This is a genomic window from Elizabethkingia argenteiflava (assembly GCF_009904105.1).
Taxonomy (GTDB): domain Bacteria; phylum Bacteroidota; class Bacteroidia; order Flavobacteriales; family Weeksellaceae; genus Elizabethkingia; species Elizabethkingia argenteiflava.
The window spans coordinates 1-14,765 of the sequence record NZ_JAAABJ010000480.1; the positions used below are offsets into that span (position 1 = coordinate 1).

General features: G+C 35.9%; 16 protein-coding genes and 1 pseudogene. 11 read left to right on the forward strand and 6 right to left on the reverse strand.

Features of this window, described 5'->3' with window-relative positions; translation table 11 throughout:
* Positions 1-885 precede the first annotated feature (885 nt).
* Complete coding sequence (locus tag GNY06_RS05950) at positions 886-1,203, forward strand: DUF4286 family protein (RefSeq protein WP_166519217.1); 318 nt, start codon at positions 886-888, stop codon at positions 1,201-1,203.
* A gap of 43 nt (positions 1,204-1,246) precedes the next feature.
* Here GNY06_RS05950 and GNY06_RS05955 read toward each other — a convergent pair whose 3' ends face one another.
* Entirely contained in the window at positions 1,247-2,284 is a 1,038-nt protein-coding gene (locus tag GNY06_RS05955) for an acyl-CoA reductase (protein WP_166519218.1), read from the reverse strand.
* 55 nt (positions 2,285-2,339) lie between these two features.
* Here GNY06_RS05955 and GNY06_RS05960 point away from each other — a divergent pair, with 55 nt between their 5' ends.
* The 5 genes from GNY06_RS05960 to GNY06_RS05980 all read left to right on the forward strand — a co-directional run bounded on the left by GNY06_RS05960 (position 2,340) and on the right by GNY06_RS05980 (position 6,607).
* Complete coding sequence (locus GNY06_RS05960; protein ID WP_166519219.1) at positions 2,340-2,690, forward strand: 4Fe-4S binding protein; 351 nt, start codon at positions 2,340-2,342, stop codon at positions 2,688-2,690.
* Positions 2,691-2,783: 93 nt separating this feature from the next.
* Positions 2,784-3,842, forward strand: a complete 1,059-nt coding sequence (serC, locus tag GNY06_RS05965; protein WP_166519220.1) for a 3-phosphoserine/phosphohydroxythreonine transaminase — start codon at positions 2,784-2,786, stop codon at positions 3,840-3,842.
* A 5-nt stretch (positions 3,843-3,847) separates the two neighbouring features.
* Complete coding sequence (locus tag GNY06_RS05970) at positions 3,848-4,816, forward strand: D-2-hydroxyacid dehydrogenase (RefSeq protein WP_166519228.1); 969 nt, start codon at positions 3,848-3,850, stop codon at positions 4,814-4,816.
* Complete coding sequence (locus GNY06_RS05975) at positions 4,803-6,041, forward strand: DUF1015 domain-containing protein (protein ID WP_166519221.1); 1,239 nt, start codon at positions 4,803-4,805, stop codon at positions 6,039-6,041. The genes GNY06_RS05970 and GNY06_RS05975 overlap by 14 nt, the downstream gene beginning before the upstream one ends.
* 197 nt (positions 6,042-6,238) lie before the next feature.
* The gene (locus GNY06_RS05980; protein ID WP_166519222.1) at positions 6,239-6,607 is read left to right on the forward strand and encodes a diacylglycerol kinase; all 369 of its coding nucleotides are present in this window, start codon (positions 6,239-6,241) and stop codon (positions 6,605-6,607) included.
* On the opposite strand, the gene GNY06_RS05985 is transcribed toward GNY06_RS05980, so the two are convergent.
* From GNY06_RS05985 to GNY06_RS14595, 5 genes are all read right to left on the reverse strand, one after another.
* Positions 6,580-7,374: a patatin-like phospholipase family protein gene (locus tag GNY06_RS05985; protein WP_166519223.1), complete on the reverse strand. Its 795-nt coding sequence runs from the start codon at positions 7,372-7,374 to the stop codon at positions 6,580-6,582. The genes GNY06_RS05980 and GNY06_RS05985 overlap by 28 nt on opposite strands.
* Positions 7,375-7,550: 176 nt before the next feature.
* The gene (gene lpdA, locus GNY06_RS05990; RefSeq protein ID WP_166519224.1) at positions 7,551-8,939 is read right to left on the reverse strand and encodes a dihydrolipoyl dehydrogenase; all 1,389 of its coding nucleotides are present in this window, start codon (positions 8,937-8,939) and stop codon (positions 7,551-7,553) included.
* Between the two features lie 338 nt (positions 8,940-9,277).
* Positions 9,278-9,400, reverse strand: coding sequence for a hypothetical protein (locus tag GNY06_RS14585; RefSeq protein WP_262885034.1), 123 nt, complete (start codon positions 9,398-9,400; stop codon positions 9,278-9,280).
* 66 nt (positions 9,401-9,466) lie between these two features.
* Complete coding sequence (locus GNY06_RS14590; protein WP_212995091.1) at positions 9,467-9,952, reverse strand: aminotransferase class I/II-fold pyridoxal phosphate-dependent enzyme; 486 nt, start codon at positions 9,950-9,952, stop codon at positions 9,467-9,469.
* Positions 9,897-10,661: an aminotransferase class I/II-fold pyridoxal phosphate-dependent enzyme gene (locus tag GNY06_RS14595; protein WP_212995092.1), complete on the reverse strand. Its 765-nt coding sequence runs from the start codon at positions 10,659-10,661 to the stop codon at positions 9,897-9,899. The genes GNY06_RS14590 and GNY06_RS14595 overlap by 56 nt, the downstream gene beginning before the upstream one ends.
* A 213-nt stretch (positions 10,662-10,874) precedes the next feature.
* Here GNY06_RS14595 and GNY06_RS06000 point away from each other — a divergent pair, with 213 nt between their 5' ends.
* The 5 genes and pseudogenes from GNY06_RS06000 (at position 10,875) to GNY06_RS14600 (ending at position 14,181) form a co-directional block, all read left to right on the forward strand.
* Positions 10,875-11,345, forward strand: a complete 471-nt coding sequence (locus tag GNY06_RS06000; protein ID WP_166519225.1) for a GNAT family N-acetyltransferase — start codon at positions 10,875-10,877, stop codon at positions 11,343-11,345.
* Positions 11,346-11,399: 54 nt separating this feature from the next.
* Positions 11,400-11,933, forward strand: a complete 534-nt coding sequence (locus GNY06_RS06005; protein WP_166519226.1) for a GNAT family N-acetyltransferase — start codon at positions 11,400-11,402, stop codon at positions 11,931-11,933.
* A 206-nt stretch (positions 11,934-12,139) separates the two neighbouring features.
* On the forward strand, positions 12,140-12,766 hold the full coding sequence (locus GNY06_RS06010; protein WP_166519227.1) for a GNAT family N-acetyltransferase: 627 nt from the start codon (positions 12,140-12,142) through the stop codon (positions 12,764-12,766).
* Positions 12,767-13,187: 421 nt separating this feature from the next.
* A pseudogene (locus GNY06_RS06015) lies at positions 13,188-13,883 on the forward strand (NAD(P)H-dependent flavin oxidoreductase).
* Complete coding sequence (locus GNY06_RS14600) at positions 13,795-14,181, forward strand: nitronate monooxygenase (protein WP_262885035.1); 387 nt, start codon at positions 13,795-13,797, stop codon at positions 14,179-14,181. The pseudogene GNY06_RS06015 and the gene GNY06_RS14600 overlap by 89 nt, the downstream one beginning before the upstream one ends.
* Positions 14,182-14,765 lie beyond the last annotated feature (584 nt).

The following is a 14,765-nucleotide window of genomic DNA, read 5'->3' on the forward strand; positions in this document are numbered from 1 at the left end:
CTCCACTGACACCTCCTGGAGACTGACCATAGAGAACGAAACTGAGTAACATGAAGAGAATAGAGAGTTTTTCCATAGCATAGGGGTTGGTAGGGTTAATTTCGCAAAAACTTTCCTAAATCTATGTAATATTCTCTTTATTCTATTTAGATAAACCCTTTCATTGATATAACATGGATCGCCTATTTATACATGCGAAATAATATATTTTAATAACATAAACAAATATAATGAAAATTAATATACCATAAAACCATTTTGATTGAAATTATAATAAATGTCATATTTGTATGTTTAAACTCTAAAGAAAAACTATAAATGCACAACAGGTTTAAACTCTTTTTTTTTTAATACACCTTATTCTCATTTTTTATTTGAAAATAATTAAAATATACTGATCACATTTTTCAATATATCCCCTTTTCTATTTTTAAGCAACTTCTTTCTTTAAGTTTCACAACGCTTCTAAGGGCTCCTCCTTCTTAAGCCTGATCTCAAAAAAAAAAGGGTTTATATTACCCTTTATAAGCTGATGAACGCTCTTATAATCCCCAAATAGAAAGCTCTTTACCTTAGGTTTTTAGTTTTTTTTAAAACAAGCTTATTGATCTCCACACAAAGCCATGCACCTGTTGGCTATACCCGTAAGTAGAGATCCCGAACGAACTTGAAATATAGGATTGGTATTTTGAAAACATTTAATTAGCTTTGCAGCATAGGCGGTCAACCGCCACAAGAGATCCCGACAAATCAAAATTGCATACAAAAACGCTCAAAAAAAACAGTGCTTTTTATTTCATATGCTGATTTGTTATTTAATTAGTAGCAGGGTCTCATTTACATGATTTCGTAGCTAAATTAAAAACCATAAGATTTTTTTAAAAGATGAGTGTCCTCAGTATTACTTTTCATGTAGAAAGTAACGTCCAAATGTTATGGTCCAATTTTATGGAGACAGAATTCTATCATTGGATCGATAGTTTATCCGATGTAGAGAAATATATCTTTTCCGAAGTCGATAGTCTATATATTGACGAAGGAAAAAATTATAATCTTTTAATGATTTTCCACAATCTGGAAAATCGAAATACTTTCCTTTCTAATACTATAGAAAATTTGCGTAAAAGCATTTATCAAAAATTCTCACAGGAAGAAGTTCTGATTTTTATCACTGAACTGAATTCTAAAAGGAAAAGGTTTTAAAAAATCGGGATAAAAACCCGATTTTTTAAAATCTTAACGCTACCTATACCACGCTTAGAAACTCCATGGTATCTACATTATCTGCATAAACGTCCAAAGCCGGACTTTGGGCTTCACCAAATAAAATACAAGATAAGGGGCCCAAATTCCCCCCCCCTACTACACCCTGTATTGCTTGCTGATGTTTATTTACAAACACCTCTACCTCAGTAAGATGAGAATATCGACTAAAATTAATTACTGAAAGTGGACTGAAGAGTTCTTCATTCTCTCGTAATATCATGAAATCATTATCCCAAAAAGGTTCTTGATTGAGTAGATAGACGGCCCTGTGGTAGTCATAATTATTGGCATATTTATGATGGTGAATCACATCTTTGAAATGCATAAAGTTTTTAAAAAGTCGCTCTAATTGAAAGTTATGAGGAATAAAAAGTCGGGTTACATTGCGACACCCTAATCCAAAATATTGAAAAATATCACGTCCCAACAATTGCAGTTGCTTATCGTCTTCGTCCCCCGTAAGAACAGCAATAGAAGTTCGATTCTTACGAATAAGACTTAGACAATCCTTAAAATAGAACTCTAAATATCTGGCTGTATTATTGCTTCCAGTAGCGATTACAGCATCGTGATTTTGCAGTTTTTCTACGATATGATAAACGATCTCTCCCGGGGTAAAACGACTCCAAAGCTTCATTAAAAAAGGAATAATTAATCTGTCCTTAGAGGAAAGTTTAATCAGAGGTATATGCCCCGACAAAATCACACAAATAAGATCATGAAAACCTACTAGAGGTATATTTCCGGCTAAAATTACACCTACTTTCTTTTGCGAGCTCGCAAAAGGATATTTGCCTACCCAGTGCCTAATCTCATCTTCCTGAAGAACCTCTCCAAAACTCCTTAAAGCATATCTAATATTTTCTTGTGTAAACCAAGGATTTTCGACTTCAGCTTTTAACAATAAATCCTGAAATTCTTCTTCCAAGGCCTCATATCCGGTATTTTCCTTCGCTAGAAATTTTCTTAAAAAATTCCCTACATCTCCTAACCCTCGAATATTAGCGTCTTTATCCATACTGTGGTGAAAAATTTTTATCTTTGTACAAATTTACAAAAATAATTAAAGAGCTATGGCCATTAAAATAACGGATGAATGTATCAACTGTGGAGCTTGTGAGCCAGAATGTCCTAATACAGCTATATACGAGGGAGCTGTTGACTGGAAAGCAGCTGATGGCACCAGCCTTAGAGGTAGTGTGACGATGGCTTCAGGTTTAAGCCTGGATGCCGATGCTCCGCAAGCCCCTGTCAGTGACGACATCTATTTCATCGTAACCGATAAATGTACCGAATGCAAAGGCTTCCACGAAGAACCCCAATGTGCTGCGGTATGTCCTGTTGACTGTTGTGTACCAGACGAAGATCATGTAGAAACGGATGAAGAACTCCTCGATAAAAAAGCATTTTTACATAATGAATAAAATAAACGACCGCTCACAAAAATTTGTGGGCGGTTGTTTCAAATAAATTTTATATATTAAGCACCGTTAAACGCTATAACACCAAACTTATTCATGAAGAAGCATAATTTTAGTGCAGGTCCCTGCATTTTACCCGCGGAAGTTTTCCAAAAAGCATCTGAAGCTATCTTAAATTTTAATGACTTAGGTCTATCTTTATTAGAAATATCACACCGAAGTAAAGATTTTGTATCGGTTATGGAAGAAGCCCGTGCTCTGGTGAAAAAATTAATGAAACTAGGTGATGATTATGAAGTCCTTTTTCTGCAAGGCGGGGCGAGCCTACAGTTTGTAATGGTACCCTTTAACCTGATGAAGCCAGGAGGAAAAGCTGCCTACCTAGACACTGGAACCTGGGCTGCTGGAGCCATTAAAGAAGCTCAAAAATTAGGGACAGTGGATATTGTAGGATCTTCTAAAGAGCAGAATTATTCTTTCATCCCTAAAAATTACCAAATAGGAGCTGAATATGACTATTTTCACTGCACCTCCAACAATACCATTTACGGAACTCAAATGAAGTCATTTCCGGAAACCGACACCCTGTTGGTATGCGATATGTCATCAGATATCTTCAGCAAGGTATTGGATTTTTCCCAATTTGATTTAATCTATGCAGGAGCTCAAAAAAACATGGGACCTGCAGGTACCACATTAGTGGTTGTGAAAAAAGAAATTTTAGGTAAAACGGATAAAAACATTCCTTCTTATTTAAATTATCAGCTTCATATCGATAAAGAAAGTATGTTGAATACCCCCCCTGTATTTGCTATCTACACTTCTTTGCTTACACTCCAGTATATGGAAAAGAATGGCGGTATTGAAGCTGCAGAAAAACGTAATGAAGCAAAAGCCAAGTTATTGTATGATGAAATCGATAGAAACCCTCTATTTGAAGGTTATGCGGTAAAAGAGGATCGTTCCCTGATGAATGTTTCTTTTAAGCTTACCGATGAATCGAAAAAAGAAGCTTTTGATAAAGCCTGGAAAGAAGCTGGGATTAATGGCCTTAATGGTCATAGGAGTTTGGGAGGTTATCGAGCCAGTCTTTACAATGCTTTGCCAATTGAAAGTGTACAGGTTTTAGTGAATGTAATGCAATCCTTTTCCTAAAAATGATGAAAGTATTAGCTAACGATGGAATTTCGGAATCAGGGGAAAGAGTCATAACACAAGCCGGCATAAATTTGCTCAATCAGCGCATTTCTTCCCCACATCTAGCAGCGTTCATTAATGAACATCAAGTAGACGTTCTGCTGGTAAGGTCTGCTACTAGAGTTACCCAAGAGCTTATCGATGCCTGTCCTAGCCTCAAAATTATAGGCAGAGGAGGTATTGGTATGGATAATATTGACGTAGAATATGCACGTGAAAAAGGTTTAATGGTTTTTAACACGCCCGCTTCTTCTTTACGTTCGGTAGCGGAACTGGTTTTTGCTCATTTTTTATCTTTAGCACGAAACCTCCATGAATCGAATCGGTTAATGCCTCTAGAGGGGGAAACTAAGTTCAGTGAACTAAAGAAAAGTTTTTCAAAATCCTTTGAGTTAAAAGGCAAGACCCTCGGCATCATCGGTATGGGGAAAATTGGCATGGAAGTGGCTAAAATCGGTATCGCTTTAGGAATGAAGATGGTATGTTACAACAGAACCCCAAAAACCAAAACCCTTACACTCGATTTTTTCGACGGCCAACAAGTTTCTTTTGAGCTCTCATCAGGTTCACTTGACGACTTACTCAAGGTCTCAGACTTTATCAGCATTAACACGGCAAAAACTTCGAATTATATATTGGATACTCCTGAATTTAATAAAATGAAACCAGGAGTGTTCATCGCAAATACTGCAAGAGGTGGCGTTCTTAACGAAGTCAGTTTACTCGCAGCGATTGAAGAAGGCAGAGTAGCAGGAGCGGCCTTAGATGTATTTGAAAATGAACCTTCACCCGAACTAACTTTATTAATGAACCCAGCTTTATCCTTAAGTCCTCATATAGGAGGAAATACGGTGGATGCGCAAGAGAGAATTGGAATAGAACTAGCTGAAAAACTCATTAAAATACAATTAAAAACAAATGCCCTTATTTAGACCCTTTCGTGGCATAAGACCTCACCATGATTTGGTTGAGAAATTTACCACTACCTCTATAGAGAACCTTCTTGAAGACGAGTTATATCAAAAAGCGAGCATTAAAGATTCCTATATGCAAATGATCAAACCCTTTGTATGTAGTAAATCAAAAGACGTAGATCGCAACCTAAGAAAGGTGAGATCGAATTTTGAGGAACTTTTTAATAATAACAAACTCTCTCAAGACCATTCTTCTTTTTATCTTTATGAGCAGATTATGCCCGATAAAACGGTTTATCGGGGGCTCTTGGGTTTGGCCTCTATAGAAGATTTCAGAAATGGAAAAATAAAAGGCCACGAATCGACCTTAGTACAGAGAAAACAGAAATTTGCGCATTATCTGGAAAAAGTAAAAGTACAGGCAGAACCTGTATTACTGACTTATCCAGCTAATTCGAAGATAGAAGTATTGATGAATTTGGAAGAGAAAAATATCCCGGTTTCCAATTTTATAGATGAAAAAGGAATCCGACATAAATTGTGGCGAATAGATAACCGGCTAAAACTACAACAATATAAGGAGGTTATTGAACAAATCGACTCTTTTTACATCGCAGATGGGCATCATAGAATGAGTTCTGCAGCCCTTAATGCCGAAAGTCATTTAAATAAAAATAAAAAATACACTGGACAAGAAGGTTTTAATTTTGTCTATAGCTATATTGTCTCTAACCAATCGATTAAAATACATGACTACAACCGACTGATAAAAGATCTGAATGGATTTTCAAAGCAGGATTTCCTTAAGGCACTAGAAGAGTTTTTTATTATTCATGAAAAAGAGGAAACGCCTTATTATCCATCTCAAAAATACCATATCAGCATGTACCTGGACAGTAGATTTTATAGTTTGCACATTAAGCATGATCTAAGAAGTAAAACAGAAGGATTGGACGATTTGGACCATTATTTTTTGGAACAAAACGTTATCAAAAATATCTTGGGTATTGATACCAAATCGAGTGATAAAGTAGGGTTCTGTAAAGGAAATTCAACTATAAATGGTATTGATCATATAAAACAACTGGTGGATAATAACTTTTATCAAATAGGTTTTGCCATTCACCCTGTACCATTTTCAGATTTGGTTAAAGTCTCTGATCTCAGCCAAAAGATGCCTCCTAAATGTACCTATATAGAACCTAAATCACTAACAGCCTTGGTCATGTATGATATGAAATAATGGTAAGCGTTTAATTTTTTCAACAGGTGAATTTATCCTTTATTTTATGTTTGGATAGATAGCGCTTTATTTTTAATAGGCTTTTTTGTAAAATAGCTGAGTTTTCTTAAAATAAGCGAGCGCTAATATAAAGACTATCTTTGCAGGATAGCTTCGCACTAATAGGTATGTATAAAAAATCCTGAAAAAATATAGACATGCGCAAACCTCCATTATATAAAAGTATTGGCTACGCCCTTCGGGGGATTCTATTTTTATTAAAAAATGAAAGAAATTTTCAAATTGAATGCTTAGGCTTCTTCATTAATTTATTGCTGATCTCTCTCTTATCTTTAGAACGCTGGGAAGCCATATTGATTTTACTAATTTCATGTGTAGTATTGGCAGTCGAAGCCATCAACACATGCATAGAAAAACTCTGTGATTTTGTACATCCAGAATATAATTTTCACATCGGTATTATAAAGAATATAAGTGCCGCAGCAGTGGTTATATCTGTCTTAGCCGCTATTTTAACAGCTATTTACGTCTATATCCCTCATATAATATCTCGGGTTTCTCTATAAAAGAGACTCTCTTGAAAAGTCTCTTTTGCCGTAGTATAGCCTATATCGAAAATTTCTTTGGTTCTGTGTTTTTTGGTCTCAAAAGGGCTATAATGATTGAGTTTATTGAGGGGAACAAGCCAATCACAAAGCTCAAATTTATACATTTCAGATCTATAAAGTAAAATTTCCAAAGCGCGCCCAGTGACGGCGCGTATACTTTTTATTCTATCCCGGCTAACTTTACCCATAGGAGAAAGATAAACACCGACCAATTTATCTACTTTATCATGTAACAAATCGGCTGGGAAATTATTAATAACCCCTCCATCACAATAAATTTTCCCATCTATGGTATAAGGTGTGGCCACCCCGGGGATCGCTGCAGATGAAATAATGGCATCAATAATCTCCGTATCTTCATCAAATACCTGTAAAGTACCTGTAGCTAAATCTGTGGCTGTAAGTAATAATGGAATTTTACTCTCTTTTATTTTGGCCTTCCCAAATACAGGATCCAAATATATTCTAAAAATATCAGAGCTGATAAAACCCGGCTTATTAAAAACCAGGTGTTTCCAATTAAAAAAATGAACCGACTGGAAAAAGGCTAAAATATCTTCGGGGGTATTTCCAAAGGCGTATAGCGCTCCAACTAATGCACCTGCGGATGTTCCTGCTATCTTATCTATTTTGATATGCTCATCTTCCAGAAACTTTAGTACTCCGGCATGTGCAATACCTTTAGTCCCCCCTCCTGAAAGCACAAGACCTGTTTTATACTCCATTTAATATTCACTTGGTTTCAAAAAAACCCACAACAATTACTATGCCGTGGGTTCTTTGCTTAGAAATAAATTACTAATGACCCTCTGTAGAGATTCATTATTTCGAAATTTTATTTTTTATTATTGCCTTGGACCTTCTTCAGGCAAAACTAAAAAACGCAATTCTGAACCTTTCTTTATATATGGATCACCTCCCCATACGCAGCAGCTACTGCTTCCATAATAGCTTCGGATAATGTGGGGTGAGGGTGAATGGATTTAATAATTTCATGGCCTGTCGTTTCTAGTCTTCGCGCAACAACTGCTTCTGCTACCATGTCCGTAACCCCCGTTCCAATCATATGACAACCTAACCACTCTCCATATTTAGCATCAAAAATCACCTTTACAAATCCATCTGTATCTCCATTTGCAGTGGCTTTTCCACTGGCCGAAAAAGGAAATTTACCTACTTTGATGTCATAACCTTTATCCTTAGCTTGCTTTTCTGTCAAACCTACGGAGGCTATTTCCGGAAGACAATAGGTACATCCAGGGATATTGCCATAGTCGATTTTATCGACCTCTAAGCCTTTAATTTTCTCTACGCAGATAATACCTTCTGCAGACGCGACATGAGCCAGTGCTTGAGTAGGTAAAATATCTCCAATAGCATAATAACCTTGTATATTGGTCTGATACCATTCATTCACCAACACCCTTCCCTTATCGGTTTTAATCCCTACTTCCTCAAGACCTATATTCTCAATATTGGCCTGAATTCCAACGGCAGAAAGAACGATATCAGCCTCTAGCGTCACTTCACCTTTCTCAGTTTTTACTTTAGCTTTTACGCCCTCTCCTGTAGTGTCTACGCTTTCAACAGAGGCGTTGGTCATTACTTTAATCCCCGCTTTTTTCAAAGATTTTTCCAAATGCTTGGATACTTCTTCATCTTCTAATGGAACAATATTAGGTAAAAACTCTACTACGGTCACTTTTGTACCTATACTAGCATAAAAATAGGCAAACTCTACTCCAATAGCACCAGAGCCTACCACAATCATAGATTTAGGCTGCTGAGACAGATTCAAGGCCTGGCGGTAACCAATTACTTTTTCGCCATCCTGAGGAAGGTTTGGCAATTCACGAGAACGCGCTCCTGTGGCTAGAATAATATGCTGACCTGATAAAGTTTGTTTTTTTCCTTCTTCATCGGTTACCTCTACTTTTTTGCCGGGTAACACTTTTGCCGTTCCTAGGAGGACATCAATTTTATTTTTCTTCATTAAGAATTCGATACCTTTGCTCATTTTTCCGGCAACACCACGACTTCTCTGGATAATATTCTGAAATTCAAAACTAGGTTCTACTTTATTTAATCCATACTCCTCTGCATGCTCTATATATTTAAAAACCTGCGCCGACTTCAATAAAGCTTTGGTCGGGATACACCCCCAGTTAAGGCAAATACCTCCAAGATTTTCTTTTTCTACAATAGCAGTTTTAAAGCCCAATTGAGAAGCTCTGATTGCAGTAACATAACCACCAGGACCACTCCCTATAACAATAACATCGTAATTCATTGGAAAAAATTTTACTGCGAATTTACGAAAAAGATTGAGAAAAAATGAGTAAAACCCATCAACAGGGAGGTAGGGAGAAACCGCTGATCTTTTTTTTCATTTGGTAAGCACTCTACTGCCCGAAAAATAGCTGCAAATATTGATTAGAGTAAAAGATTATGAAAATCAAAGATAAACCAATCTGTATGCCTTTACTGGATAAGATCAGATGAAGTAACCGATTAAAACCGATTATCGACAAATAAACCGTTATTCTTCGTCTTATTTAAAGTGAAGTGGAATCTGGCATTACCGTATTGGGTGCATTAGATAAAAAACTGGTCAATACGATGTATAAACTATATCAATGCTTTCAGTATAGCTATACTTTTCTCTAAATCTTCCAAAGAAGAAGAAGCAAATCCCAAACGTACCCCATTCGTATTGTAGTCGGGATATTGGTGAGCTTTACCATTGGACATATACAGCCCTTTTTGGTAAGCTTTTTACGCCAAAGTCTCAAGTTTAATGGAGGGATCAAATTCTGTCTATACCGTCATACCACCTTCAGGAATGGCAAAATTTACCGCTCCATTCAATTCACTACTTAGCAATTCGCAAAAAAAATCACGCCTTTCTTTATACACCGCCAAGGTTTTTCTAAGATAGCGTTGTATTGTACCGTCATTCAGTAAAAAAGCCATTGCATCTTCAATAATTTGGTTGCCCTGCCTATCCAACAGAATACGGACATTTCCTAAGTGTTCAATAACATTTTCAGCAGCAACCAAGTAGCCCATACGAAAAGCAGGTGAAAAACTTTTACTGAACGAACCACTGTAAATCACCATTCCTTTTTCGTCTGCACTGGCAAGTGGTAATAGTGGCCGAAGTTTATAGTGAAAATCAAAATCGTAATCATCCTCAAAAATAATAAACCCATATTCATTGTAAAGCCGTAATAATTCCAATCTTCGGTCAATTCGCAGCGATACCGTTGTGGGATAATGATGATGAGGCGTTACATATAGCATTCGCACTTTTTTTTCTACAAATATTTTTTAGTGCATCTATCATCAAACCATTTTCATCCACAGGTATGGTTATATGTTCTGCTTTGGCATGTATAAAATTTCGTTCGGCTCTGCCCCATCCGGGGACCCCTGAAACAATCACATCTCCTGCATCAATTAATCCATTGCACACAAGGTTTATTCCCATTATCGTTCCTTTCACGGAAATAATATTTTTCGCAGTGGTCTTTAATCCTCTTGTTTTATTCAGATAATCAGAGATGGCTTCCCTGTATACATCCGAACCAGCAGGATTAGCATAACATCCATACTTATAATAAAATCCACCTTTGGTTAGTTGGTTACGGTAGGCCCTATACAGTTCTTTTAGCGGGGCTAATTTAGGATCAGGAAATCCATCATCTAAATGTAGTTCACGATTCACGGTGGAGAGTTTAAGATCGAAATTAGACTGTGAAAAAATAGGAAAACCTGCCACTTTTTGAGTTTTTTTTTCGCTTACATTCCGTAAAACCTCTGGTTCGGCTTCGGGGATATGTGGAGAAACAAATGTACCACACCCCACAAAACTTTTCAACCATCCTTGTGTTTGCAATTCTTCATAGGCTTTAGAAACGGTAATTCTATTGATCTGGAATAAAACTGAAATCTCCCTTGTACTTGGCAATTTCTGCCCCGCACAAAGTTGATTGCTTTTTATTAAAGACAAAATTCCATCTGCTAATTGAAGCTAAACAGAACGCTCAATAGAACGGTCGATTTTCAAGCTGCTAAAAAGCTGCATTAAAATTGGACTATATATTTTATTTATATTGGACTACAAATATAATCCAATATAAGGATAATTTTGTTGCATCGAAACGGAAAGTATACTTTTAAGTATAAGAACAGATAGCGTATGCCCCCTTTAAAAACAATAAAAATGGAAAATAAGGAAATAAAAATCCGCCAAGCGGTTGAGGCTGACAGTGAAAAGATTTGGGCCTTAATGCAAGAACTTGCAATTTTTGAAAAATACATAGATGTTTTTGCAATCACTCCAGCGATTGTTGCAGAAAGTGGCTTTCATAAAAACCCGCCGGACTTCCGCTGTATTGTAGCCGAGGATCATGAAAGGATTGTGGGAATCATGGTTTACTACTTTATTCCTTACACCCTACACAATAGACCTGACATCTATATGAAAGAACTTTATGTAGCGGAAGCCTACAGAGGAAAAAAAATAGGAGAACGCTTAATGAACCAACTAAAGAAAGAAGCCCTGTCACACCACTGTGGGCAAATTAACTGGAAGGTTGCTCCATGGAACGAGGCGGGCAAAAAATTTTATAAGCGTTTAGGGGCAACGGAAAATACAGAATGGCTCAACTATGAATGGGATATTCAAAAATAAAAAGCTTTGCTAGAAGCAAAATTTTATTCATATAAAAACGAACATTTAATTTCTATGGAAAATATACAAATCAAAAGAGTAACTTTAAGTCACATCGCTCTATTACAGAAAATAGGCCGACAAACATTTCACGAAACTTTTTCATCAGAGAACACCGAAGAAAATATGAAAAAGTATTTAGAGGAGGGTTTTTCGATAGACAAGTTAACAACTGAATTAAAAAATGAATTTTCAGCGTTTTACTTTGCCATTTTGGGTGAAAAAGTTATTGGTTACCTCAAACTAAACATGGGGCCGTCACAAACAGAAATACAGGATCAGAATGCACTTGAAATTGAGCGCATTTATGTTTTGCAGGACTTTTATGGTAAAAAAGTCGGACAATTGCTTTTTGAAAAGGCAATGCGGATCGCCCATGAAAAAAATGTAAATTACGTATGGCTGGGTGTTTGGGAAAAAAACCTTAGAGCTATACGCTTTTATCAGAAAAACGGATTTGTAGAATTTGACAGACATATTTTCAGTTTGGGAGATGAAGAGCAAACGGACCTTATGATGAAATTAGAACTGAAAGAAAAAAATAGATGAAAAATATATTAAAAAAATAAAATATGCATACAATGATTTTTATCCATAACTTTATTCAGTGATTAATATCTGAATATTAAAACGTATCCATTAGTGCATGATAAATCCGGTGGTCTTTATGATCCAAAATTCTTTCTTAAAAAAGAATAGCCTTAAAATGCTGATATAAAACCGATGAGAAAGTACATTCATAAAAGAAATAAAATATGGATAAACATAAAATCCCTCCAGAGGAAATAGAATTGAAAAATAAAATACAAATCCCTGAATCCGGAACAAAAGACGCATCAGAGATCATACAAAATTCTGTTATTTTGGAAAATGAAAAAGCAATTTTATACCCGCTGCAAGAAACGGATTTTGATGATTTATATTCCGTAGCATCCGATCCGAAAATATGGGAACAGCACCCCAATAAAAACCGTTGGAAAAAAGAGGTGTTTCGTACCTTCTTTGAGGGGGCTATGCTAAGTAAATCGGCTTTTAAAATTGTAGATAAAACCACCGGAAATACAATTGGGAGTACCCGTATTTACGATTATAACGCGCAAGAAAAAAGCATTTTTATAGGTTATACATTTTATGCGGTAAAATACTGGGGAAAAGGTTTTAATCATTCCGTGAAAAACACCATGCTGGATTATCTTTTTCAATACGTTTCCAAAGTATATGTCCACATTGGGGCAAATAATATCCGTTCGCAAATTGCTATTGGGCGTATTGGTGCAGAAAAAATTGCAGAACAAGAAATCGTCTATTATGGAGAAGCATCGTGCCTAAATTTTGTATATGAAATCCGTAAAGAGAAATGGGCTGCTTTACAAAATAAGTAGATAAAAACATCAAAATCTGAAGCCCTATTTTAGGATAGATTAAATCAACAAAGTTGAATAGATTGAAAATCCCCGGTAATAATGTTTTTTTTATCGGTTCAAACATCTGTGGCTTTATCCCCCCACCTTTATTATTCCATTCAGGTGTCATGTCAAAATAATTTTTCAAAGACTTAATCTTCTCTAAATAGGGGTGTAAAGTATTTGTAATTTCAACCGCTTCGGTAAAAGTCCACATTCGCTCATAGCGCTAAATATTTTATAACTCATTAATATCCATATTTATAGCGATACAATTTGATCGCTTCAAACCTTTGCTAAGCATAAAATTAACTATATTTTTGTTATAAAAAACATGATGGAATGGAAAAATAATATCACCCGACTATTGCATATTGACTATCCTATAATTCAAGCTCCCATGCTAGGCGTTGCTACTCTTGAAATGGTAGCCGCCTCATCTAAGGCTGGATGTTTGGGTTCTTTACCATTAGGCGATTACCCTGCAGATACATGTGCAAAGGCTATACGTACGACCAAGAAACTGGTGAGTACGGCTTTTGCTGTCAATATTTTTGTAAACAAAATTCCCTAACTTACCGAGGAGTTAAGAGAAAAATATACCGCTACAAAAAAATTCATAGAGGAATTGGCTGAACAGCATAATTTAAGTGTTCATCTACCTGAAATTGGAGAAATTAAAACAAACAGCTACCATGAGCAACTAGACGTTATTATCTCTGAGGGATACAAAATTGTAAGCTTTACTTTTGGTAATCTTGACAAACAGAGCATTGATAAATTAAAAAATAATGGAATCATCCTTATCGGAACCTGTACTTCGGTAAATGAAGCCCTTATTTTAGAAAAATCAGGGATTGATATTATTTGTGTTCAGGGAATAGAAGCAGGAGGACATAGGGGAAGCTTTTCGGATGAAAATACACCTAAAATCGGAGGGTTTTCGCTATTATCAAAAATTTATGACAGCCTAAGTCTGCCCTTAATATATGCAGGAGGCCTTTACAATGCTAGCGCCCCATACATTGGGAGCCCAAGGTTTTCAGATAGGCAGCCTCTTATTGGGATCAGCAGAAAGTGCTTTAAGAGGGTTTGAAAAACAGCGATTAACCCATCTGGATAAAACGGATATTGTGCGTACAAAAAGTTTTTCCGGACGTTATGCCAGAGGCATCAGAAACACTTTCATTGAGCATGTTGATTTATCCAAACAAATTCTGCCTTACCCCTACCAGAATAAACTGACCACAGAATTGCGAAGAATAGCAAAGGAAAACAATAATGCCGATTTTGTAAGTATATGGACGGGACAATCTATCAATGCATATAGCAGAAAATCAACTGCGGAAATCCTGAGTAAGCTAATCAAAGAAACTTATAGCCAAAATCCATGATTATAAAACATATAAGACGTAATATAGCTTTAGTTAGAATAGATGCCATATAGAAAGACAAGAATTCTCATTTCTTGAAGCTACAAAAGCTATTATTGGCCTAAACATTTATCAGCTCCCTTATATTGGTGCAGGTATTCATCATGTTGGGGTAAAAAATCCGTTCAGAGATACTCAAGTTCTTAAATACGTTAGAATTGATTCCACAAAATTGCATTCACCTGAAATTATTACAAATATGATAGAAGAGGATATAGATATAACAAACTAAGCAGGTTGCTCTAATCCATAGTGTGCACAATAAAATTTAGATCCACCAGATTATATAAGAAGGCACACAAAAACGCAATTTTATAGCCCTATCAAATGGAAATAATTTTAGATAATAGGACCGCATTACATATAGTAATACCCGTGGTTCATTTAGGATAAAAAAAGGAAGCTGGTCATTATTAGATAAATACCTAAATTTAATAGTCTAACAAACGATTAAATATGAACAGTTTTACTGCAAATTATGAAAAAATATTAGAGATACTGATAACAATTGAGAGTAAAATGAATTTTTTAAATCAAATCCGCAA